This window comes from Leucobacter edaphi (genome assembly GCF_016522535.1).
GTDB lineage: Bacteria > Actinomycetota > Actinomycetes > Actinomycetales > Microbacteriaceae > Leucobacter > Leucobacter edaphi.
This window is the reverse complement of record NZ_JAEHOI010000005.1, coordinates 189,500-213,095: the sequence shown is the minus strand read 5'-3', so window position 1 is coordinate 213,095 and position 23,596 is coordinate 189,500. Positions and strand designations below refer to the sequence as shown.

18 protein-coding genes are annotated in these 23,596 nt (G+C 69.6%); 12 read left to right on the top strand and 6 right to left on the bottom strand.

Translation table 11 applies throughout. The features are described 5' to 3' along the window. The first annotated feature begins 37 nt into the window (after positions 1-37). The 4 genes from sdhA to JD292_RS06430 all read left to right on the top strand — a co-directional run bounded on the left by sdhA (position 38) and on the right by JD292_RS06430 (position 5,049). Entirely contained in the window at positions 38-1,849 is a 1,812-nt protein-coding gene (sdhA, locus tag JD292_RS06445) for a succinate dehydrogenase flavoprotein subunit (protein WP_200131907.1), read from the top strand. Positions 1,850-1,852: 3 nt separating this feature from the next. Next, positions 1,853-2,617 (top strand): succinate dehydrogenase iron-sulfur subunit, encoded by a 765-nt coding sequence (locus JD292_RS06440; RefSeq protein WP_200131906.1) that lies wholly within the window; start codon positions 1,853-1,855, stop codon positions 2,615-2,617. Between the two features lie 35 nt (positions 2,618-2,652). Continuing rightward, the gene (locus tag JD292_RS06435) at positions 2,653-3,630 is read left to right on the top strand and encodes a YihY/virulence factor BrkB family protein (RefSeq protein WP_200131905.1); all 978 of its coding nucleotides are present in this window, start codon (positions 2,653-2,655) and stop codon (positions 3,628-3,630) included. Positions 3,631-3,729: 99 nt separating this feature from the next. After that, positions 3,730-5,049, top strand: coding sequence for a thymidine phosphorylase (locus JD292_RS06430; protein ID WP_200131904.1), 1,320 nt, complete (start codon positions 3,730-3,732; stop codon positions 5,047-5,049). Between the two features lie 320 nt (positions 5,050-5,369). On the opposite strand, the gene JD292_RS06425 is transcribed toward JD292_RS06430, so the two are convergent. From JD292_RS06425 to JD292_RS06405, 5 genes are all read right to left on the bottom strand, one after another. Beyond that, positions 5,370-6,524 carry an ADP-dependent NAD(P)H-hydrate dehydratase gene (locus JD292_RS06425; protein WP_200131903.1) on the bottom strand — a complete coding sequence of 385 codons (1,155 nt, stop codon included), beginning with the start codon at positions 6,522-6,524 and terminating at the stop codon, positions 5,370-5,372. Positions 6,525-6,722: 198 nt separating this feature from the next. Beyond that, the gene (locus JD292_RS06420) at positions 6,723-8,516 is read right to left on the bottom strand and encodes a phospho-sugar mutase (protein ID WP_200131902.1); all 1,794 of its coding nucleotides are present in this window, start codon (positions 8,514-8,516) and stop codon (positions 6,723-6,725) included. Positions 8,517-8,782: 266 nt separating this feature from the next. Further along, positions 8,783-10,237 (bottom strand): flavin monoamine oxidase family protein, encoded by a 1,455-nt coding sequence (locus JD292_RS06415; protein ID WP_200131901.1) that lies wholly within the window; start codon positions 10,235-10,237, stop codon positions 8,783-8,785. A 109-nt stretch (positions 10,238-10,346) separates the two neighbouring features. Further along, a complete protein-coding gene (locus JD292_RS06410) occupies positions 10,347-11,864 on the bottom strand; it encodes a helix-turn-helix domain-containing protein (RefSeq protein WP_200131900.1) in 1,518 nt (505 codons plus the stop codon). A 5-nt stretch (positions 11,865-11,869) separates the two neighbouring features. Next, a complete protein-coding gene (locus JD292_RS06405; RefSeq protein ID WP_200131899.1) occupies positions 11,870-13,105 on the bottom strand; it encodes a flavin monoamine oxidase family protein in 1,236 nt (411 codons plus the stop codon). Positions 13,106-13,416: 311 nt separating this feature from the next. Here JD292_RS06405 and JD292_RS06400 point away from each other — a divergent pair, with 311 nt between their 5' ends. The 4 genes from JD292_RS06400 to JD292_RS06385 are packed head-to-tail and all read left to right on the top strand — an operon-like array spanning position 13,417 to position 17,421. Then, entirely contained in the window at positions 13,417-14,541 is a 1,125-nt protein-coding gene (locus JD292_RS06400) for an extracellular solute-binding protein (protein WP_200131898.1), read from the top strand. Positions 14,542-14,549: 8 nt separating this feature from the next. Continuing rightward, on the top strand, positions 14,550-15,452 hold the full coding sequence (locus tag JD292_RS06395) for an ABC transporter permease (RefSeq protein ID WP_200131897.1): 903 nt from the start codon (positions 14,550-14,552) through the stop codon (positions 15,450-15,452). Continuing rightward, positions 15,449-16,234 carry an ABC transporter permease gene (locus tag JD292_RS06390; RefSeq protein ID WP_200131896.1) on the top strand — a complete coding sequence of 262 codons (786 nt, stop codon included), beginning with the start codon at positions 15,449-15,451 and terminating at the stop codon, positions 16,232-16,234. The genes JD292_RS06395 and JD292_RS06390 overlap by 4 nt, the downstream gene beginning before the upstream one ends. Then, a complete protein-coding gene (locus JD292_RS06385; RefSeq protein ID WP_369411172.1) occupies positions 16,231-17,421 on the top strand; it encodes an ABC transporter ATP-binding protein in 1,191 nt (396 codons plus the stop codon). Before JD292_RS06390 ends, JD292_RS06385 begins: the two co-directional genes overlap by 4 nt. Before the next feature lie 297 nt (positions 17,422-17,718). Here JD292_RS06385 and JD292_RS06380 read toward each other — a convergent pair whose 3' ends face one another. After that, positions 17,719-19,080 carry an MFS transporter gene (locus JD292_RS06380; protein ID WP_200132024.1) on the bottom strand — a complete coding sequence of 454 codons (1,362 nt, stop codon included), beginning with the start codon at positions 19,078-19,080 and terminating at the stop codon, positions 17,719-17,721. Between the two features lie 248 nt (positions 19,081-19,328). Here JD292_RS06380 and JD292_RS06375 point away from each other — a divergent pair, with 248 nt between their 5' ends. The 4 genes from JD292_RS06375 to JD292_RS06360 all read left to right on the top strand — a co-directional run bounded on the left by JD292_RS06375 (position 19,329) and on the right by JD292_RS06360 (position 23,524). Further along, positions 19,329-19,973, top strand: a complete 645-nt coding sequence (locus tag JD292_RS06375; protein WP_200131895.1) for a helix-turn-helix domain-containing protein — start codon at positions 19,329-19,331, stop codon at positions 19,971-19,973. A gap of 36 nt (positions 19,974-20,009) precedes the next feature. Further along, positions 20,010-21,380: an NAD(P)/FAD-dependent oxidoreductase gene (locus JD292_RS06370; RefSeq protein WP_200131894.1), complete on the top strand. Its 1,371-nt coding sequence runs from the start codon at positions 20,010-20,012 to the stop codon at positions 21,378-21,380. A 95-nt stretch (positions 21,381-21,475) separates the two neighbouring features. Then, positions 21,476-21,829: a cupin domain-containing protein gene (locus JD292_RS06365; RefSeq protein WP_200131893.1), complete on the top strand. Its 354-nt coding sequence runs from the start codon at positions 21,476-21,478 to the stop codon at positions 21,827-21,829. 78 nt (positions 21,830-21,907) lie between these two features. After that, positions 21,908-23,524 carry an amidohydrolase gene (locus JD292_RS06360; protein WP_200131892.1) on the top strand — a complete coding sequence of 539 codons (1,617 nt, stop codon included), beginning with the start codon at positions 21,908-21,910 and terminating at the stop codon, positions 23,522-23,524. Positions 23,525-23,596 lie beyond the last annotated feature (72 nt).

Here is a 23,596-nt window from a genome sequence, read left to right as displayed (position 1 = left end):
CAGCTCACACTTTTCGCATCGAAGATAGAGGAACCACGTGACCACCAACACCCATCAGGGCGAGGACGTGACCGTCAAGGACGGCGTCACCTACCACCAGTTCGACGTTGTCATCATCGGCGCCGGCGGCGCCGGCATGCGCGCCGCGATCGAGGCGGCGCCCAAGGCGAAGACCGCCGTCATCACGAAGCTCTACCCCACCCGCTCCCACACGGGCGCGGCGCAGGGCGGCATGGCCGCTGCGCTCGCGAACGTCGAGGAGGACAATTGGGAGTGGCACACCTTCGACACCGTCAAGGGCGGCGACTACCTCGTCGACCAGGACGCGGCTGAGATCCTCGCCAAGGAGGCCATCGACGCGGTCATCGACCTCGAGAACATGGGCCTCCCCTTCAACCGCACGCCCGAGGGCAAGATCGACCAGCGCCGCTTCGGCGGACACACGCGCGATCACGGCAAGGCCGCGGTGCGCCGCGCCTGCTACGCGGCAGACCGCACCGGCCACATGATCCTGCAGACGCTGTTCCAGAACTGCGTCAAGCTGGGCGTCAACTTCTTCAACGAGTACTACGTGCTCGACCTCGTCATGACCGAGGTCGACGGCGTGAAGAAGCCCTCCGGCGTCGTCGCATACGAGCTCGCCACCGGCGACCTCCACGTCTTCCAGGCCAAGTCGATCGTTTTCGCGACCGGCGGTTTCGGCAAGATCTTCAAGACCACCTCGAACGCGCACACCCTCACGGGCGACGGCGTCGGCATCGTCTGGCGCAAGGGCCTCCCGCTCGAGGACATGGAGTTCTACCAGTTCCACCCGACCGGCCTCGCCGGCCTCGGCATCCTCCTGACCGAGGGCGCCCGAGGCGAGGGAGCGATCCTCCGCAACGCATCGGGCGAGCGCTTCATGGAGCGCTACGCCCCCACGATTAAGGACCTCGCGCCCCGCGACATCGTCGCCCGCTCGATGGTCCAGGAGGTCCTCGACGGCCGCGGTGCCGGTCCCCACAAGGACTACGTCTACCTCGACTGCACCCACCTCGGCGCCGAGGTCCTCGAGACGAAGCTCCCCGACATCACCGAGTTCGCGCGCACCTACCTCGGTGTCGACCCGGTCACCGAGCCCGTCCCCGTCTTTCCGACCGCGCACTACGCGATGGGCGGCATCCCGACGAACAACGACGCCGAGGTGCTGAGCGACAACACGACCGTCGTTCCCGGCCTCTACGCGGCCGGCGAGTGCGCCTGCGTCTCCGTACACGGCTCGAACCGCCTCGGCACGAACTCGCTGCTCGACATCAACGTGTTCGGCAAGCGCTCCGGCAACAACGCGGCCGACTACGCGAACACCGCCGAGTTCGTTCCCCTCCCCGCCGATCCGGCAGCCGCCGTCCGCGAGATGGTCGCCGGCTTCCGCAACGGCAACGGCACCGAGCGCGTCGCGGACCTCCGCCGCGAACTGCAGGAGGCCATGGACCGCGGCGCCCAGGTGTTCCGCACCGAAGAGTCCCTCACCGAGGTGCTCGGCGTCATCCACGACCTCCGCGTGCGCTACATGAACGTGGGCGTCCAGGACCGCGGAATGCGCTACAACACGGACCTCCTCGAGGCGATCGAGCTGGGCTTCCTGCTCGACCTCGCAGAGGTGCTCACCTACACCGCGCGCAACCGCAAGGAGAGCCGCGGCGGGCACATGCGCGACGACTACCCGAAGCGCGACGACGAAAACTACATGAAGCACACCATGGCCTACCTCACCGGCGACCCGCACTCGCCGAACCCCGAGGACCACATCCGCCTGGACTGGAAGCCTGTGGTCGTCACGAACTACCAGCCGATGGAGAGGAAGTACTAGGTCATGAGCACCGTTACCGCTGAGGCTCCGGCACAGGTCGAAGACGCGCCCAAGCCGTTCACCGTCACCCTTCTGATCCGGCGCTACCTGCCCGAGTCGGGCCGCGAGGCCTACTGGGAGGACTTCGACGTCGAGATGTACCCGACGGATCGCATCCTCGACGCCCTCCACCGCATCAAGTGGGACCAGGACGGCAGCCTGTCGTTCCGCCGCTCCTGCGCACACGGCATTTGCGGCTCCGATGCGATGCGCATCAACGGCCGCAACCGTCTCGCCTGCAAGACGCTGATCAAGGACCTCGACATCTCGAAGCCGATCTACGTCGAGGCGATCAAGGGCCTCCCGCTCGAAAAGGACCTGATCGTCGACATGGAGCCGTTCTTCGCGGCCTACCGTGAGGTGCAGCCCTTCCTGCAGTCGAGCAGCGCACCCGAGCCCGGCCACGAGCGCATCCAGTCCATCGAGGATCGCGAGCGCTTCGACGACACCACCAAGTGCATCCTGTGCGCGGCCTGCACCACCTCGTGCCCCGTGTTCTGGACCGACGGCCAGTACTTCGGGCCCGCCGCGATCGTCAACGCGCACCGCTTCATCTTCGACTCGCGTGACGACCAGGCGCAGGTCCGCCTCGACATCCTCAACGACACCGAGGGCGTGTGGCGCTGCCGCACCACCTTCAACTGCACCGACGCGTGCCCCCGTGGCATCCAGGTGACGAAGGCGATCGCCGAGGTGAAGGCGGCCATCCGCACCGGCAAGGCCTCCTGAGGCGCGCAGCTTCACCGAAGCAGCGCACCCGCTCAGTGACGACGACGCCCCGAAACTCCAGCCCAGACCCGGGCAAGGAGTCCGGGGCGTCCGTCGTCTCCGCCGCGGTTCGGCGAGGAACCCGATTCTGGGATCGCGTGCAGCGCACCCACCCGTGGCGCACCTTCTCCCACTTCGTGAACTCCGGCGGCAACGTCCTGTCCGGCGGCATGAGCTACCAGGCACTCTTCGCGGTATTCGCGGCGCTGTGGGTCGGCTTCGGCCTGTTCGGGATCGTGCTGCGCAGCCGCCCCGAACTCCTCGACTCGCTCGTCAACCTCATCAACGTCTCCGTGCCGGGACTCCTCGCCGTCAACGGCCAACAGGGCGCCGTCAGCCTCAGCCTGCTGCTCAGAAACCAGGCCCTCACCTGGACGAGCGTCGCGGCGGGTATCGCGCTGCTCGGCGTCGCGCTCAACTGGTTCACCGGAACACGCCGCTCCATCAGGATCATCTTCGGTCTCGAGGTGAAGCAGTACCGCAACTTCCTGCTCCTCAAACTGCGCGACCTCATCCTCGCACTCGGATTCGGCATCGCGATCGTGGTCTCCGCCGCGCTCACGGTCCTGAGCTCCAACTTCACGCAGGGCGTGGCCGACTGGATGGGGGTGGACCCCTCCAGCTGGTTCCTCGGCGGACTCGGCACCTTCGCCCGATACGGGGCGATGTACGTCTTCGACGTGCTCGTGCTGATCGCGATGCACCGCATCCTCGCCGAGGTGAACGTGCCGAAGTGGCCCCTCATCACGGGGTGCTCCCTCGGCGGGCTCGTGCTGCTCGGCCTGAAGATCCTCGGAGCAGAACTCCTGGTCGGCGCCACGAGCAACCCGCTGCTCGCCACCTTCGCGGTCCTCGTCGGCCTGCTGCTCTGGTTTAACTTCGTGTGCCGCACCCTCTTGCTCACGGCGTGCTGGATCGCGACCGGAATGGATCGCGAACTCGGTCTGCCGGCGGCCGGGACCGAGATCTTCTAGCTCGCCTGGACCGCGCGTCCTCGAGACCGCCCGGACCGCGCGGCGCGGAGGCATCTCGACTCCCTGCGGCGCCACGGTTCGACCGCCTACGCTGGGATCATGACCCTTGAATCCGCGCCAACGGGCGGACCCGCCCGGTCCGTCGAACCCTTCGATGTCGTCGACCTGATCGGGCGAAAGCGCTTCGCCGGGCAGCTCAGCGACCCCGAGATTGCCTGGCTCGTCGACGCCTTCACCCGCGGTGTCGTCGCCCCGGAACAGATGAGCTCCCTCCTGATGGCGATTGTGATCCAGGGAATGGAGCGGGGCGAGATCCGCGCCCTCACCGACGCGATCATCGCGAGCGGCGAGCGCATGGACTTTTCCGGGCTCGGCCGTCCCGCGATCGACAAGCACTCGACCGGCGGAGTGGGCGACAAGACCACGCTGCCACTCGTGCCGCTCCTCGCGTCGCTCGGCGTCGCCGTGCCGCAGCTCTCGGGCCGCGGGCTCGGGCACACCGGCGGCACGCTCGACAAGCTCGAGTCGATCCCGGGCTGGCGTGCGGAGCTCACGAACGACGAGATGACCGCAATGCTTCGCGAGATCGGCGGGGTGATCTGCGCCGCTGGATCCGGGCTCGCGCCCGCCGACAAGAAGCTGTACGCGCTGCGCGACGTCACCGGGACGGTCGCGGCGGTCCCGCTCATCGCGTCCTCGATCATGAGCAAGAAGATCGCGGAGGGCGCCGGGGGGCTCGTGCTCGACGTGAAGTTCGGATCGGGCGCTTTCCTGCCGTCGGTCGCGGACGCGCAGGAGCTCGCCCGCACGATGGTGGACCTCGGCACCGACTCGGGCCTGCCGACCGTCGCGCTGCTCACCGACATGGATGCGCCCCTCGGCCGTGCCGTCGGCAACGCCAACGAGGTGCGCGAATCGGTCGAGGTGCTCGCCGGCGGCGGACCGGCCGACACGGTCGCGCTGACCCTCGCGCTCGCCCGCGAAATGCTCGACCTCGCCGGACTCGGGGACGTGGATCCGGCGCCCGCGCTTTCCGACGGCCGGGCGATGGACGCCTGGCGGCGCATGATCAGCGCCCAGGGTGGCGATCCCGATGCCCCGCTCCCCGTTGCACGTGAAACCGAGATCGTGCGCGCGGACCGCGACGGTGAAATCGCTCGCGTCGACGCACGAGCCGTTGGAGTCGGTGCCTGGCGTCTCGGGGCCGGTCGCGTCCGGCCCGGGGACCCGGTGGATCACGCGGCCGGCGTCGAGGTGCTGGTGCGACCTGGAGACCGCGTGCGGGAAGGCGATGCACTGTTCGAGGTGTCCTGCGACAACGCGGGAAGGCTCGCCCGCGGGCTCGAGGCGCTCGGCACCGCGATCGAGTGGGGCGCCGCGCCGGAACGTCCCCTCGTCGCGGGTCGCGTGACGGCGTAGGGGCTGCGAGCTGGGACGCTCGAGCAGGGCGTGCACAAACAGAGCGATGTGCAGAATATAGAGTCGAAAATCGCGAATTCGGGCTTCGGAATCGCACATTGCTCTGTTTCTGAACGCCGCGATGGGGCTGGGTGAAGGCGCGCTGGTGAATGCGCGGATGGACGCGCGCCGGTGAATGCGCGGGTGAACGCGCGCCGGTGAATGCGCGGGTGAACGCGCGCGGGTGAATGCGCGCCGATGGACGCGCGCCGATGCTCGGGGTGCCGGCGTTCAGGCGCGCGGTCGTGGGAGGGAACCTTCCGATCGCAGGCCAGCGGGGATCAGGGCTGCGACGGCGGCGCAAGCGCGAGGAGCGAAGCGACCGCCTGTGGCAGGGCGTGCGCCACGTCGAGCGCGGTGATCGGCCGGCCGGACGGGGCGGCAACCCCCGGATCTGGGGATTCGGCCAGGGCGTGGGAGGAGGGCGTGTGCCCAGCAACCACCGAGTCGTCACCCGCCGCGGTCCGCGCCGCTACGTCGTGCAGAAGGGCCGCCGTCGCGCCGAGCGGGCCGAGGAGTTCGGGGTCCTCGCGGATCTCGGCTGCGCGTGAGGCGACGAGCGCCCCGAGGATTCCCGCGAGCACGTCGCCGGTACCCGCCGTTGCGAGCCACGGCGTCGCCGGGCCGGAGGCCAGCACCTGGCCGTCCGGGGTCGCGACGAGCGTAACGGAACCCTTCAGCAGCACGGTCGCCCTAACGCGGGCGGCGAGCGCCGCGGCGGCGTCGGCGCGCGCGGAGAGGCGTTCCGTGAGGCGCGGTGCGGTGGGGCGATCGGCACGCGGTGCGGCGGGGCGATCGGCATGCGTCGCAGGGACGGGGGCCGTCGCATCTCCGGGCAGTGGACCCAAGTCGAGGTCTGACCACAGCGTCGCGAACTCGCCTGCGTGGGGGGTCAGTATCAGGGGTGGGCCGAACGGTCCGGCGCCGGCCGTGGTGGCCGATCCGCGACGCGCATCACCTCGCCGGAACAGCGAGCGGTCCGCCGCCGATGCCGCCCGCCCGATCGCGAAGCCGCGAATCTCGACCGCGAGCCGCAGCGCGCCCGCGTCAACCACAACCGGCGCGGCGCCCGTGAGCACCTCGCGCAGCGCGGCCGCCTCGGCCGCGGAGGAGCGCGCGGGATCCGTGCCAGAACCGATGAGCCAGGCGTCGGTGCGTCCCGCGGGATCCACGCCGAACACCGTCTCGGGCCGTGCGGCGAGCACGGCGGCCGCGGGGGAGAGCAGCTCGAAGCGGGGTGGGAGGTCGTCGATCGGCGGCTCGTACCGAAGCAGTCCGACGCCCGTGCGCCAGGCGGCCTCGACGCCGAGCACCGCGGCGCCGGGGTACGCGGAGGAACCGGTGCGCAGCGAGAGTACGCCCCGCCGGTACTTGTCGTCGGAGGGGCCGGGCGCCCGCAATTGCGCGGCGGCGAGCTCCGGCGTCCACGAGATCACGCCCGACGGGAGCTCCGGACCGCGTCCGGATCCCGAGCCCGATCCGGATCTCGATCCCGAGCCCGATCCGGATCTCGATCCCGATGCCGAGCCGGATACCGATCTGGATCCGAGGTCCGGATCCCGACCCGAATCCTCCAGCCCTTCGTCACGTTGGGGTTCCACGCGCCAGACTCCGTTCCGCCCGGGCCCGCTGCCCTACGCGCCCTGGTACGCGTCGAGCCGCGCGCGCACGGCCGCCTCGAGCGCACCGAGAGCCGACTCTGCGGCGGCGCGGCGCTCGGCGGCGGTGCCTTCGGCGGAGAACGTGTCGAGGTACACCTTCAGCTTGGGCTCGGTGCCGCTCGGGCGGATCATCACGCGTGAGCCGTCCGCGAGGTCGTAGCGGAGCACGTCGGCGGCGACGGCCGCGGCGCCCGGATCGAGCAGGTCACGCGCTGACGCGACGGCGACTCCACCGAAATCGGCGGGCGGATCGGCACGAATCGCCGCGGCGAGGGCGGAGGCTGCCGGCATCGAGTCGAGCCGAACGGTCACCTGGCTGCTCGAGAAGTGACCGAAGCGCTCGCTCGCGTCGTCGAGGAGATCCTGCACACTGCGGCCCGCGGCCCGGAGCTCACGGACCATCGCAATGGCGTCAGCGGAGGCGGAGATGCCGTCCTTGTCGCGCACGATCTCCGGGTGGGTGAGATAGCCGAGCGCCTCCTCGAAGCCGAACAGCAGACCGGGGACCCGAGACACCCACTTGAAGCCCGACAGGGTCTCGGAGTAGTCGAGGCCGTAGTCGTCGGCGACGGCGCGCAGCGCGGGGGAGGACACGATGGTGCAGGCCAGCGCTCCCGTGAGCCGCTCACCCGAGCAGGAGGCCCGCACGCGCGCACGCTCGGCGGCGCGCCAGCCGAGGAGCAGGCCGAGCTCGTTCCCCGTGAGCCGACGGTAGCCGCCACCGCCATCGGTCCGCGGGATCGCGATCGCGAGGCGATCCGCGTCGGGATCGTGAGCGACGATGAGGTCGGCGCCGATCTCGGCGGCGGTGCGCTCGGCGAGATCGAGCGCTCCTGGCTCCTCCGGGTTCGGGAAATCGACCGTGGGGAACGCCCCGTCCGGTCGATCCTGCGCGGCGACCGCGGTGACCGACGGCAGCCCGCATGAGGCGAAGACGCGGCGGGCGATATCGGCGCCGACGCCGTGCATGGCCGTGTAGGCGATCTTGAGCTCGGTGTCCCTGCCGAGCACCACGTCGGGGCGCTCGGCATCGACGGGGAGTCCGGCCACGACGGCCGCAGCGGTCTCCGCGACGTAGGCGTCCGCAACGGCATTCCCGAGCACGACATAGTGCGTCGAGCGCGGGAGCTCGCCAACGGGGCCTCGGGCTGCGGCCTCGATCCGCTCGGCGATCATTCCATCGATCGGCGGGATGATCTGGGATCCCGCATCGGCATCGCCGAGATAGACCTTGTACCCGTTGTCCCGGGGCGGATTGTGGCTGGCCGTCACCATGACCCCGGCTGAGACGCCGAGGTGGCGCACCGCGAAGGCCGTGAGCGGGGTCGGACCCGGCTCGGGCAGGAGGTGCACCTGCACGCCAGCGCCCGCCATGATCTCGGCCGCGTCGCGAGCGAAGACGTCGGAGTTGACGCGCCCGTCGTAGCCGATGACGATGCTCGGCGGGTTCGAGGTCTCGCCGCGCGCGGCCCGCTCCAGGAGGAACGCGGCGAACCCGGCGCTCGTCTGCGAGACCACGACGCGGTTCATGCGGCGCGGGCCGGCCCCGAGTTCGCCGCGCAGGCCGGCGGTTCCGAACGCGAGTCGGGATCCGAACGCGTCCTCCAGCTCGGCGATCGCTTCGGCGGTGCCGGACCGTGCGCGGGCGACCAGGTTGCGGGCCTCGGCGCGCGTGATCGGATCGGGATCGGCGTCCGCCCAGGCCTCGGCCTCGGCCACGCGGGCCGCCACGGCGGCCGCGGCCGCCTTGCTATCCGGTCCGACCATTGCGGGGTACCCCTTCCTGCGGAGAGCGCGTGGCTTCAAGTTACCACTCGCGCGACCCCTGAACCGGCGTGGTTGCCGTGGAGCCGCGGGGGTTTCCGCCTGGTCGGGCGCGTGTTCACGAGTAAATTCGAGGTTGGGTCAAATGCCCCGTGTCTCGGGCGATCACGCGCCGGGGAGCGCGGCGGGAGAGCGAGACGGGAGAGCGGAGCGGGCGCGCGCCGCGGGGGAGCGGGGCGCAGGGCGCGGCCCCGACGCCCCGGAACCCGCTATTCCGCGGCGACACCGCTTCGCTGCTGCGCCTGCGCCGGTGCCCCGACCCCCGCGTCCGCGTCGATGATCCGTCGCGCCTCGCGCAGTCCGCTCTCGATCGCGCCGTCGATGAAGCCGCCCCAGAGATCGGCGTTATCGGTCGTCGCGAAGTGGACGCGGCCCGAGGTCTGCTGCAGCTCGCGCAGATCCCTGGTGAGCTGGCCGGGCCGATGGGTCATCCACGTGTTGCGCGACAGCGGGTCCGTCATCCAGTCGTGCGCCGTGACCTCGACGACCTCGAGGCCCGGGCGAACGGCATCGACGGCCGCCTGCACAGCGCCGACATCGGTGACGTCGATCCGCGTATGATCCGGACCGAAGCCGACGAGGATCGTGTGCGCCGAGCCGTCGTCGTCGACACCCGGATACTCGCTCTTGAGGACGGACAGCGGATGATCCTGGGTGCCGTAGGCGAAGAAGCGGGGGATCTCGCCCCGAACCTTGATCCACACTTTCGTCCCCTGCGAGGCGACCGTCTCCGCCGCAGCGCGCCGCCACACCTCGGGCAGCTCCGGTGAGAAACGCACGCCGGTGATCGCGTTGATCGGCAACGTCGAGACCACCCGGCCGGCGCGGATGCGTTCGCCATCGGCGGTTTCGACGGTGACTGAGTCGCCATCGTCCGTGACCGCCGCGACCGTCGTGCCGAAGCGGATCTCGCCGGGGACATCGCGGGCGATCGCGGCAGTCCAGTCCGACATGCCGCCCACCACGCGATACGTCGCCGACGCCTCGTGCATGAGCTCCCAGTGCCCGCCCGTCGCGGCCGCCCAGCGGTACGCGCTCGACATGCCCACCTTATCGAGCGGCGCGTTCACGTGGCCCACCCAGACCGACTCGTTCGCGGCGCGCGCCTCATCGTCGAGCCCGAGCTCCTCGAAGCGATCCTGGATCGACTGCCCGTCGAGCTCCTGGATCGCCCCCGTCAGCGGATCCACGCCGCGCGGCATCGCCTCGTTCACCCGCTCGAGCAGGCGCGCCTGGCCCTCGTCGATCACGGCCATGAAGTCGTCGAGAGACCCCGTGCGGCGCTCGCCGCCGGCACCGAGCCAGTACGCCTCCTCGGCCATCGGGCTGCGCACGATGTCGCGCCCGTAGCGGGTCATCTCCGCCCAGGTGTGCGGCTGCACCCAGTGCACCCAGGTGCCGCCGAGCTCGAGATCGTGCCCGAGGCGATGGTCGGTCCAGGTGCGCCCGCCGACGCGGTCACGCGCCTCGAGAACGAGCACGCGCTTCCCCGCGCGGCCGAGTTCGCGCGCGGCCACGAGGCCCGCGAACCCCGCCCCGATCACGACGACGTCGACGTCGACGTCCGATCCGGACCCGTCGCTCGCGCCGGCACCCGCGCCGGCCCCCGCGAATGCGCCCGACCCCTCGCTCGCGCCGCCAGCAGCCGTCTGGATATCCGCCATGATGCTCCTCTCGCGGGCCACGCGCCACTGCGAGGCCTCAGTCTGACCAGGCTAAACAGCCCGCGGCCCGCGCTGCAAGCCGCGGGAATGCGCGCGTCGGGCGCCCGCGTCATACGTTCGTACGCGGTCCCTCGTCGTCGATCTCACCCGTCTGGATCGCGGCCCGCACCGCGAGCCAGCACTCGGCGGCGTCCTCCATGCTGTTGAGATCGCGCGAGAGCACGGTCTCGACGCGGGCGATCCGCGCGACGAGGGTCTGCCGGTGAATGAAGAGCCGCTCAGAAGCGCGCACCCAACTGCGGTTCTCCTCGAGAAACACGCGCAGGGTCTGCACGAGCGGAGTCCCGCGCCTCCGCTCGTAGGCGCGGAGCGGGCCGAGCACCTGATCGGCGATCGCCCGCAGCTGCTCGGGATCGCGCGGCAGAAACAGCGACGCCTCCGCGGAGGAGCCGAAACGACTGATCGCTCCCTCGCGATTCCCGGCCTGCGAGCGGGCAATCACGGCCTGGCGGTGAGCCCCCGACGCGCTGCCGAGGCCGGCGAACGGGGCGCTCACCCCGATCTGGCCGAGTGCCGGGGCGAGCTGATCGAGCACGCGGGACGCCGAGTCATGCGACGGGGTGAGGAGAATGAGCTCCTCGTCGCGGACGGTCGCGAGCGCCGGAACCCCGGCGTCGGCAAACGCGAGCTGCGCGGTCTCGAGATGCCCCGCGGTCTCTCCTGGCGGTGCGACGCTCATGAGCAGGGGCTCCTCGAACCCCCTCGCCTGCAGGTACCGGGTCGCGAACTCCCACGGCACCGAGGCGTCAAGGATGTTGCCGAGCAGGATCGACCCGTACAGCCACTCGTTGCGGCGGGCCGCGGAGCGGACGGAGAGCGCGCTCGCCAGAATCCCCGCCGCATGCTGCATGAGCGAGGGATCGGGGGCGTTCGGATCCGCGAAGGTGAAGCGCAGCGTGGGAGAACCGAGCGTGAGCAGCGGGGTCTCGTAGGCGAGCCCGCCGAGCGCGTCGATCCGGCCGGGCTCAGCCCCTGGCCGATCCCCGTGGGGTCGCAGGTCGAGCTCCGCGCCCAGGAGCTCGCCGATCGCCGCGAGCAGGGGCGCGGCCGTTTTCGTGTCGGCGTGCTCGCGCAGTACGGCGTACATCTGCTCCGTGAGCCGGATTCGATGCGCCCGCGCGCGCTCGGACGCCTCGGCCACGGCGGTCGCGAGCAGGATGAACGGGGTCTCGTAGGCGGTCTCGAGCACGGGGAACCCGAGCTCCGTCGCGTGCGCGAGGGCCTCAGCGGTGAGCGGGGGCGCGGACATGCGCGCCCCGATCGCGACGGCCGCGATCCCGGCCCGATACATGCCATCGAAGTAGGCGATCTGCCCCGCGGCGTCCGCGGGGATCGGCAACCCCGTTGTCATGACGAGTGCCCCGTGGCCGAGCCACCGGCCGGGATCCTCGAGCTCGGAGACGTGAGCCCACGTGATCGGCCGTTCCTCGCCCACCCCAGGGGTGAGCGAACGCGTGGTCACCTCGGGGATCGCGAGAAAACTCCGGACAGTCAGGCCGGTCGCCCCGGCCGCGCCGGAACCTCCCGGCTGCCCGGTCCCGCTCGTCCCCCCGGTCGTGCCGGACACCCGAGTCAGAGCGTGTCCCCGAACCGCCGGGACAGCGCCAGCACAGCGCGATAACCGGAGTCAACGGCGCCGGACAGCGACTGGGCGAGGCCCGTGTGCTCGCCGGCGATCGCGACGCGGCCCGCCGGCTCGGTGAACGCGTCGGCGTCATCGGCGGTCCAGCCGAGACCGGGCGCGCTGTACGAGCCGCGAGCCCACGGATCGTCCTCCCAGGTCGTGAGCAGCACGTCTCCCGCGATTTCCAGTTCGGGGCGCATCTCCTTGAGCGCGGACACCCAACCGTCCGGGCCGTTCGCCACGCCGAGCGCGTCCAGGGCGAACGGTCCGCCAGCGAAGCTCGAGAGCGCGTCGATCCGGTTCTCGCCATCGATCGACAGGGATCGCCACGACCACCAGGTGTGATCGGGATTCTGCAGCGCGGTGTCGGCGTCGACGCGGGAGAACGGGACGCCGAGCTTCGCCGCGACCCCCATGAAGCGGTTGTCGAGCGCGCGCTGCTGTCGTTCGGGGAGCGCGAAGCCGAGCTCGATCTCGTGGAGGATCGGGAGCGGCACCGATACCACAGCGAAGTCGCCGTCGATCCGGGTGCCGTCCTGCAGCTCGACGACCACGCCGGAGTCGGACTGCTCGACGCGCTTCACGGGGTGCTCGAGCCGGATCCGGTCGCCGAGCAGCTCCGCGAGCCGCAGCGAGAGCGACTGGTTGCCCTCCACGAAACGGGCGCCGTCCTCGACGTAGCCCCCGGCCGTCGAGGACTCGTGCAGCAGCACCGCCTCCGCGCTCACGCGGCTCGGATCCGCCGCCGCTGAGGTGGTGGTGCGACGGTAGACGGGATCGAGGCGATAGCCCTCGCCGAGCGCCGCCTCGAAGGCCCGCTCGAGGGAGACGCCGGTCTCACCGTCGGCGATCATCTGGGCGAGCGTCCCCGTGACCTTCCGGCTCGTCTCGCCGAGCTCGGCGAAGGAGATCACGCGGCCGTTGACGGTGCGGCGCCCGTAACGCACGTTGTGCGACATGAGCGGAACGCCGACCTCCGCGGCGAGCTTGCGAATCGGAAACTCCGTCGGGAACACGTATTCGCCGCCGCGTTCGGTCCACACGCCGTTGTCGAGCCGCTGCGACCAGGTGCGCCCGCCCACGCGGTTGCGGGCCTCCAGCACGGTCGCATCGTGGCCCGCCTTGGTGAACTCCCACGCCGCGGTCAAACCGGAAAGACCTGCCCCGACTACGATGATCCTCACGAGTGCTCCTTTGCTGCTCCGCGTCGGTCATACTGGACCGCCCAAGCACTTATCGTAGGGTTGTGATCAGGACCTTCGCCACGCGTTCATACGTTTGTACAGCGTAGACACTCCCGCTCGACGGAACATACGAAGCTTCGATCCGTGCGGTAACGACTCCATAACGCGGCCCCAGATTGCCTGATCAGCGCTGGTAGCTTCAGGATCGACCCGCGGCACGAGGCAACGATGCCGCACGGGACGCCTCCGCAGGGAGACGCACCGGAGGATCGCGGGCATGAAATCACGCTGATGTGAGGGAGTATCCACCGATGATGAAGAACTCCAAGGCCCGCAGAGGCCTGGCGGTAGTCGCGGGAACCGCGGCGCTCGCCCTGACCCTGATCGGTTGCAGCGGCGGCGGCGGTTCGAGCGAGCCAGCCCCCGAGCGCGATCTGGGCAAGCCCGTCGCCGGCGAAGTGAAGAAGGACGCGCTCAAGGGCGTCACCCTCACCTTCGCCGGATCCGGCGGCATCTTCCAGGAGGGCCAGCAGAAGGCGCTCTGGGACCCGTTCGCCAAGGAGTCCGGCGCGACCTTCAACCAGGACGCCTTCGACGCCGGCAAGCTCAAGGCCATGGTCGACAGCGGCAACGTCAGCTGGGACATCGTCAACACGACCCAGTTCGACACCGCCCGCGGCTGCGGCACCCTCTACGAGGAGATCGACATGTCGCAGATCGACACGTCGAAGGTCCCCGAGGGCACCATCACCGACAAGTGCATGGTGCCGCAGATCATGTACGGCCTCGTCGTGGTCTACAACACGGACAAGTTCGGCGACAACCCTCCGAAGAGCGCCGCCGACTTCTTCGACACGAAGAAGTTCCCCGGCAAGCGCACGGTCAGCCAGTCCACCTACGTCGACCCGCAGACCGTCGAGTTCGCGCTCACCGCGCAGGGCAAGGACGTGAAGGACCTGAAGCCCGAGGACATTCCCGGCGCCTTCGACATGTACAAGAAGCTCGGCAACAACGTCATCGGCTGGACCACCGGCGCGCAGGCCCAGCAGCAGCTCGAATCGGGCGAGGCCGTCATGGGTCTCGTGTGGTCGGGCCGCGGCTACGGCGCAGCGGCCGCGGGCGCTCCCGTCGCCCCCATGTGGGACCAGTGGATGATCATGGTCGACTCCAACGGCGTTCCAAAGGGAGTGAAGGACAAGCAGGCCGCGATGGCCGCGATCAACTACTCCATCGGCGCCGATCAGCAGGCCAAGATGACGGAGCTCACCTCCTACGGCGGGGTCAACACCGATTCGAAGCCCAAGCTGGACGACACGCTCAAGGAGTTCATGACCACCGAGCACCTCGACACGGGCATCGCCCCCAACGTCGACTTCTGGGTCAAGAACTACGACGCGCTCGCCGCCGCATGGGCCGGCTGGGCGACCGGTAACTAAGGATCGCCATGACCGAGTCGACCGTCACCGGGGGCCTCGTGGCCCCCGGTGCGGACGGCGGAACCCAGCCGAAGCGGGGGCCGAAGAATTGGCGCCCGCTTCTGCTGTTGGTTCCGGCGTTCGTTATCATCTCGCTGTTCTTCCTTGCGCCACTCATCGACGTCTTCATCCGCTCGGTGACGGACCCGCAGCCCGGCACGCAGAACTACGTCTGGCTGTTCACGACCGAGGCGAACCTCGCGGTCGTGCTGCGCACCTTCGGCACGGCCCTGATCGTGACCATCGTGTGCCTCCTGCTCGCGTACCCCTACGCCTACCTCATGACGATCGTGTCGGATCGCACGCGGAACATCATGCAGCTGTTCGTCATGCTGCCGCTGTGGACCTCGATCCTCGTGCGCACGCTCGCCTGGATGGTGCTGCTGCAGGACACCGGCCCCATCAACGGCCTGCTCGAGGCGTGGTTCGGGATCGGCCCCGTGCCGCTCATCCGCACCACCTTCGGCGTGGCGCTCGGCATGAGCCAGGTGCTGCTGCCGTTCATGGTGCTGCCGCTGTACTCGGCGATGGCGAAGATCGACAAGCGGCTGCTTCCCGCGGCGTCGAACCTGGGCGCGAACCCCGTCACGGCATTCTTCACGGTGTACCTGCCGCTGTCGAAGCCCGGGATCTTCTCCGGCGGTGTGACGGTGTTCATCCTGGGTCTGGGCTTCTACATCATCCCCGCGCTGCTGGGATCGTCGAAGGAGATCATGGTCTCCGCCCTGATCCAACAGCAGATCAGCGTCTTCCTGATGTGGGGGCACGGCACCGCGCTCGGAGTGTTCCTGCTCGTCTGCACCATATTGATCCTCGTCCTCGTGTCGCGCATCAATAAGGGCGGCAGCCTGTTCCCGGGGGTGGAGAAATGACGCTCAAAAGACTGCTCGGCGTCTTCGCCGTGATCATCGTCATCTGGCTCGTGCTGCCCACGCTCGTGATCGTGCCGATGTCGTTCAACGAGGCGTCGTCGTTCAACTTCCCGCCCAAGGGATTCTCGACGCGCTGGTACGAGAACTTCTTCACCGACGCGACGTGGCTGAAGGCGCTGTTCAACTCGCTGCAGGTGGCCGTCGTGACCATGATCGTCGCCACCGCCGTCGGCGTGCTGGCGGCGCTCGGACTGTCGAAGGTGAAGTTCCGTGGCAAAGGGCTGCTGGAGGGGTACTTCCTGCTTCCGCTCATCGTTCCGGGGATCGTCCTCGCGGTCGGCCTCTACTCGCTGTTCCTGCGGATGAACCTGCTCGGCACGCTGCCCGGATTCGTCCTCGCGCACACGATCGTGTCGCTGCCGCTCGTGATCACGAACGTGATGGCGTCGCTGCAGGGCCTCGATCCGCGACTCGAGCAGGCCTCGGCCTCGCTCGGAGCCGGTAAGCTGCGGACGTTCTTCTCGATCACGCTCCCGCTCATCGCCCCAGGCGTGACGGCGGGCGCACTGTTCGCGTTCGTGACCTCGTTCGACGAGGTCATCCTGTCGCTGTTCATCCAATCGCCATCGCTGCAAACGCTGCCGGTGAAGATCTTCAACAGCGTCACCCAGACCAACGACCCGACCGTAGCCGCGGTCGCGGTCATCACGATGGTAACCTCCGTGGTCGTCATGCTCACGGCACAGTTCGCCTCGAGAAAAAGGAAGCGAGTCGCAGCGTGAACGCGATTTCTCACAACGACATCCCGGTGCCCGAGGGGCACGAGCAGGAACTGCGCGGGGAAGGACTCAACACCACCGCGATCTCCGAGATCAACGAGGCCGGCATCAGCCTGGTCTCGGTGACGAAGCGCTACGGACCGAAGGCCGTGGTCGACGAGATCGACCTGGTGATCGAGCCCGGCGAGTTCATGACCTTCCTCGGGCCGTCCGGCTCGGGCAAGACCACCACGCTGAACATGATCGCGGGCTTCACCTCCGTCACGGAGGGGCTGCTCCACATCTACGGCAAGCCGGTCGCGAAGCTCCCGCCGCACAAGCGCGACATCGGCATGGTGTTCCAGAACTACGCCCTGTTCCCGCACAAGACCGTGGCCGAGAACATCGCCTACCCGCTGCAGCGCCGCAAGATCGGTAAGGCGGAGCAGCAGAAGATGGTCGCCGACGCGCTCGGCATGGTTCGCATGGGCGAGTTCGGGGATCGCTACCCGTCGGAACTCTCGGGCGGCCAGCAGCAGCGCGTCGCGCTCGCCCGCGCGCTCGTTTACAACCCGCGCGTGCTCCTCATGGACGAGCCGCTTGGCGCCCTCGACAAGAAGCTGCGCGAGTGGCTGCAGTCGGAGATCAAGCGGATCCACCGCGAGGTCGGCTCGACGTTCGTCTACGTGACGCACGACCAGGAGGAAGCGCTGTCGATGTCGGACCGCATCGCGGTCTTCAACAACGGCAAGATCGAGCAGGTCGGCACCGCCGAGGACCTCTACGAGGCGCCGGAGACCCTGTTCGTCGGCCGCTTCCTCGGGGAGTCGACGGTGCTGCTCGGGAAGGGCGTGGCGGACGGGGACACCCGGACCGCGATCGACGTCGCAGGCCATCGCGTGCTCGCCGACGGGCAGTCGGTGCACGAGGACCTCGCGATCCTGATCCGGCCCGAGAACCTGCGGCTCCAGCCGCTGGGAGCGGAGGGCGGCCCGGGCGATAACGCGATCCCTGTGAAGGTGACGGACGTCACGTACCTCGGGGCGACCCGCCGGTACACGGTGACGCTGCCCGACGGCAACGAGGGAACCGTGCGCCTCAATAACGAGGCGCACGCCTTCGACATCGGCGACGACGCGACCATGATCTGGAACATCCGGTCCGGCGTGCTGCTGATCGACACGGGCGAGGCGGGCGAGTCGGCGACGTAGCGCGCCGCGCGGGGTCGCGGCGGTGCGGGCTTGCGGCCGTGCCGCCGTGCGGCCGTGCCGCCGTGCCGCCCTGTGGCCGTGCCGCCCTGCGGCCCTGCCGCCCCGCGGCCGTGCGGCCGAGGTCGCCGGGCCCGGTGCAATAACTAAGCGATGTGCGTTATATACTCCCTAATTCGCGAAATGGGACTAACATAACGCCCTACGCTTATTGAAGTGCTCACCTGGTGCGGGCGGGCCCGCCGGCGCGGGCCGCGGGCCGCGGGCGGCCGCGCGGCCCGCGGCCCGGCGAAGCCCCGATCAGGCCTCGATATCGACGTTCTTGGTCTCCTGGGTGAGGAGCAGCGACACGAAGGTGAGGAGCGCCGCGCCGGTCAGATAGAGCCCCACAAACACCGGGCTGCCATCCGCGAGGCCCCACAGCCAGACCGCGATGATCGGGGCGAGCGCGGCACCGAGGATCGACGACACGTTGTAGGCGACAGCCGATCCCGTGTACCGGACGTTCGTGGGGAACATCTCGGGGAGGAACGCGCCCATGGGGCCGAAGGTGAGGCCCATCAGGGTGAAACCGAGCGCGAGGAAGAACATCACGAGCGGCGTGCTGCCACCGCCGAGGAGCGGCACGAACAGGAATCCGAACACGGCGATCGCCGCGGTCACGATGAGCAGGGTGCGGCGGCGTCCGAAGCGATCCGCGAGCGGGCCAGAGACCAGCGTGAAGATGCCGAAGAACACGACGCCGAACACGAGCATCAGGATGAAGTTGTTGTAGCTGTAGCCAGCCCCGGGCACGGGGGCGTCGGTCGGCCGGGTGCCGTAGGTCAGCGTGTACGAGGTCATCAGGTAGAACAGCACGTACGTCGCGAGCATCGCGAAGGTCCCGAGGATCAGGCCGCGCCAGTGGTGACGGAACGCCTCGGCGAGGGGCATGCGCTTGACGCCGCCCGACTGCTTCGTCTGCTCGAACGCGCTCGACTCGACGAGCTTGAGGCGCACCCAGAGGCCCACGATCACCATGACCGCGGAGAACAGGAACGGGATCCGCCAGCCCCAGTCGAGGAACGCCGCCGACGGCTGCCCCGAGGGGGCGCCGGGCTCGGCGAGCACCACGTTGATCACGTAGAACAACATGTTCGCGATGATGAAGCCGAGCGGTGCACCGAGCTGCGGGAAGGTGCCGTACCAGGCGCGCTTGCCGGCGGGGGCGTTCTCGGTCGCGACCAGCGCCGCGCCCGACCATTCGCCGCCGATCGCGAAGCCCTGCGTGAGGCGCATGAGCAGCAGCAGGACGGCCGCCCACGCTCCGACCATGGCGTGCGTCGGCAGCAGGCCGATCAGGAACGTCGCGATTCCCATCGTGAGCAGGGACGCCACGAGGGTGGTCTTTCGGCCGAGGCGATCGCCGAGGTGGCCGAAGAAGATCGCGCCGATCGGGCGGGCGAGCATCGCGGCGCCGAAGGTGGCGAACGAGGCGAGCAGCGCGGTCGTCTCGTTGTCGGACGGGAAGAAGAGGTGCGGGAAGACGAGCACGGCCGCGGTGGCGTAGACGTAGAAGTCGTAGAACTCGATCGTCGTGCCGATGAGGCTCGCGAGCACGACGCGTGCCGGGGAGTTCCGGGGCTGGGTGGTGCGTTCGTTGGTGGTGGTGGCTGACACTATTGGGAAGCTTTCGAAGTGCGATTCGGAAAGGCGCAGCCGTGCCGGCGTCTGGCAGGGGTGCGCGACATCGGGCGTGTCCGCTTGTGGCGGGACCCTGCAATGATACGCCCGCGCGAATTTCTTGAAACCCCCTTGCCGCGCGGGACGCCCGGCTGTACGGTGAGACTAGTCCCACTGAACGATGTGTTCAGTGAAGGCTCGGTGAGTGTTCACCTGGGCCGGGAACAGTGCGGTTCAAAGGAGACAGCATGACCGCTGAGGATCTCGCGGCAGCCGAGCGCGAGCTCGGAGAACGGATCGCCGCGTTCCGCGAGCTCCGCGGCATGAGCCTCCGCGCGGTCGCGGCGGCGGCGGGGGTGAGCTCCAGCTTCCTCAGCCAGCTCGAGAACGGGCGCACGAACGCGAGCATCGCCTCGCTTCGCAAGATCGCGGTCGCCCTCGGCGTCTCACCCGCCCAGCTCCTCGACGACTCCTCGGCGCACACGCGCGGCGTGCTGCGCGCCGCGGATCGGACGCTCATCCCGCTCGAGGGCGCCGAGAAGTTCATCGTCTCGATCCCGCCGCTGCGGAACCTCGAGGTCTATGCCGGCCGCTTCCAGCCCGGCGGCACCACGGGTCCAGAGCCCTATGTGCACGGAAATTCGCAGGAGCTGTTCCTCGTGACCGCCGGTGAGGTCGTGCTGGAGCTCGGCGCCGAGCGCTACATTATGCGCACCGACGACTCGATCGAGTTCCTCAGCTCGACCCCGCACCGTGTGCTCAACGAGTCAGACGCGGAAGCGTCGGTGCTGTGGATCAACAGCCCGCCAACGCCCGACGAGTCCCCCCACGTCTCCCTGCACCGGGACGCCGGCGCGGGGTCCGCCGACCACCCCGCGAACGCGGACCAGTAGTACCACCCCCGAAAACGCACGAAGAGGAGCGAACTCATGATCAACGGCAACGTGTCGCACTGGTGGGAGCAGGTGGGAGCGCCGAAGCAGCGCCCCGAGCTTCCCGGCGACCTCACCGCCGACGTCGCCATCGTCGGGGCCGGATACACCGGCCTCTGGACCGCCTACTACCTGAAGCAGGCGCGTCCCGAGCTGCGCGTGGTCGTGATCGAGCAGCGGCACGTCGGTTACGGCGCCTCCGGCCGCAACGGCGGCTGGCTCACGAACGCCATCACGGGCGGCCGCGAGCAGTACGTGAAGCAGCACGGCCGCGACGCAGCCGAGCGCTTCCAGCGGGCGATGAACGCGACCGTCGACGAGGTGATCCGCGTCACGGAGGCGGAGGGGATCGACGCCGACATCAAGAAGGGCGGAGAATTCAACGTCGCGTACACGCCGGCTCAGGAGGCCAGGATCCGCGCCTTCGCCGCGTCCGAGCAGACCTGGCAGAGCTCGGATCTGGAACTCTTTGAAGCCGCCGAGGCGAAGGCGAAGATCAACGTCGAGAACACGCGGGCCGCGGTGTGGCATCCGCACGCGGCGCGTATCCAGCCGGCGAAGCTCGCGAAGGGGCTGGCGGACGCCGTTGAGCGGCTCGGCGTCGAGATCTACGAGCGGACGCGCGCCGTCGAGATCGAACCGCACCGCGTCCGCACCACGCACGGAACCGTCTCCGCAGAGTACATCGTGCGCGCCACCGAGGGCTTCACCGCGAACCTCAAGGGCCTGCACCGCCTGTGGCTGCCCATGAACTCCTCGCTCATCGCGACCGAGCCGCTCTCGCAGGACGTCTGGGACGAGTTGCACTGGAACAAGGGCGAGGTCCTCGGCGATTTCGCGCACGTCTACATGTACGCGCAGCGCACCGCGGACGACCGGATCGCGATCGGCGGCCGCGGCGTGCCCTACAAGTTCGGCTCGAAGACCGACACCGACGGCCAGACCTCGCCGGCCACGGTCGACACGCTGAGCGAGATCCTGCACCGTTTCTTCCCCGCGACCAGGGGTGCCGCGATCGACCACGTGTGGTCCGGCGTGCTCGGCGTGCCCCGCGACTGGGCCGCGACCGTCGGCCTGGACCGCGAGACCGGGATCGCGTGGGGCGGTGGCTATGTCGGCACCGGCGTCACCTCGACGAACCTGGCGGGACGCACGATCGCGGACCTGATCCTGGGCAATGACACGGAGATCGCTTCGCTGCCGTGGGTGAATCATCGGGTGCGCAAGTGGGAGCCGGAACCCCTGCGTTGGATCGCGACCAAGGGACTCTACGCGGCCTACGGCTTCGCGGATCGCACCGAGCTCGCCGGTCGCGAGAAGACGTCGCCGATCGCGCACGTCGCCGACGTCATCACCGGGCGCGGCTGAAGCGGTCCGATCGCCCCGCATCGCGGAGGCACGGGATCCCCGCGTCAAGAAGCCCCCACATCACTGAATCACCGAATCGCCAGAAAGGATCCTCAATGACTGAGATCTTGACCTTCGCCGCGCACGACACCGCGGCAGCCGACCTCGGCCAGCACGCCCCGAAGCCGACCGCCGTGACCGCCGGCCTCACCGAGGCCAGCGTCACGACCTGGTCCGAGGGGCCCATCACGACGGGCCTGTGGGAGTGCACCCCTGGAACGTTCACCGCTGAACGCGCCGGATACACGGAGATCTGCACGATCCTCTCCGGCCGTGTCACCATCGAGGTGGAGGGACAATCGCCCGAGGAGTTCGGTCCGGGCGACGTGATGGTCATGCCGTCCGGCTGGAAGGGCGTGTGGATCGTTCACGAACCCCTCCGAAAGCACTTCACCACGATCAACGACTAGGCGACGATGCCCGGCGGGAACAGCCCGCCGGGCATCTCGCTGCGAGGCGGGGAGACCCGCGGAAGCGGAGGAGCGACAATGACGACGAGCACCGGAGGCGACCTCGCCATCGTGGGGGCGCGACTGCGCACGCTCACGGGCGAGAACGAAACCGCGACTGCCCTGCTGATCAGGGACGGAAGGATCGCTGCGCTCGGCGGGGACGCGGAGATCCGTGCGGCGGCCGAGACCGCGGGGATCGAGGTCCGCGACCTCGCGGGCGCCACCGTCACCCCGGGCCTCTTCGACTCGCACACGCACCCGCACTGGGCGGCCGACGTGACCGCTGGCGTCGATCTCGGCGGGCTCGGCACGATCGCCGAGATCCGCGAGGCGCTCGCCGCAGAGCACGCGCGCCTCCCCGAAGGGGCCTGGCTGCGCGGCTGGAACCTCGAGTACGAACCCTTCGAGGAGACGGGGATGCGCGGCGACGTGCTCGCGGATGCCGCGCCAGGGCGTCCCGTCGCGCTCGTCTGCTACGACCTGCACACTGGCCTCGGCACCGCGCCCGCGCTCGCCGCGGCCGGCATCGACGGCGCCCGCGAGTTCGACGACGCGAGCGAGATCGTCGTCGACGCTGACGGCACGCCCACGGGAGAACTCCGCGAACCGACCGCCTACCAGATCCTGTTCGACGCGGCCCCCGCCCCGTCCCATGAGGTCGAGCGCGACGGGCTGCGCGACATGTTCCGCCGCCTCGCCGCCGCGGGCCTCACCGGCGGCGCGATCATGGACGGGAAGGACCGCACGGTCGAACTGCTCGCGGAGCTCGAGGAGCGCGGCGAGCTCGACCATCGCGTGACCGTGCACCACTGGCACGCCGTCGGCGACACCGACGAGGACGTCGCCCGCGTGATCGCCGCGAAGGATCGCGCCGGGCGCCTGTGGGACACGGGCGCGATCAAACTGTTCAGCGACGGCGTCATCGACACGGGCACGGCCTGGCTGCACACGGTCGACGCGTGCGGCGACGGCCGCGTCCCCTTCTGGCCGTCATGGGAGCGCTATGCGGAGGTCGTGCGCGCCTACCACGACGCCGGCATGCTGATCGCGACGCACGCCGTCGGCGACTACGCCGTCAGCCGCGTGCTCGACGTCTACGCCACCCTCCCCGAGCGCCCCGGCGTTCCCTTCCACTCGATCGAGCATCTCGAAGTGCTCGCCGACGAGGACGTGGAGCAGCTTAAGGGATCCGGGATCACCGCCTCGATGCAGCCGCTGCACATGCAGTGGCGCGCCGCCGACCACAGCGACAACTGGACCGTCCGCCTCGGCCCGGGCCGCGACGCGACCGGCTACCGTGTGCGCAGCGTGCTCGACGCCGGCGTCGGCGTGGTGCTCGGCTCCGACTGGCCCGTCGCCCAGTACGATCCGCGCCTCGGCATGGCCTGGGCGCGGGGCCGCCACACGCCGGGCGATCCGTCCGCGCACGTCTTCGAGCCCGAGCAGCGCCTCACCGGCGAAGAAGCCCTGCTCGCGTACACGCTGTGGCCCGCACGGGCGCGCGGTCACGAGGACCGCGGAACCCTCGCGGTCGGTTCCGTTGCGGACCTCACCGTGTGGGGAGCCGACCCCGTCGAGGCGACCCCCGACGAGCTCGTCGAGACACCGATCGTGCTCACGGTGCTCGAGGGGCGCGTGATCCACGAGGGGTAGGTCCTCGCCGGCGCCGCGAACGCGGTACATTGGCGCGCGAGCGGCCCCGGCCCGGAGGGACCGGGGCCGCTC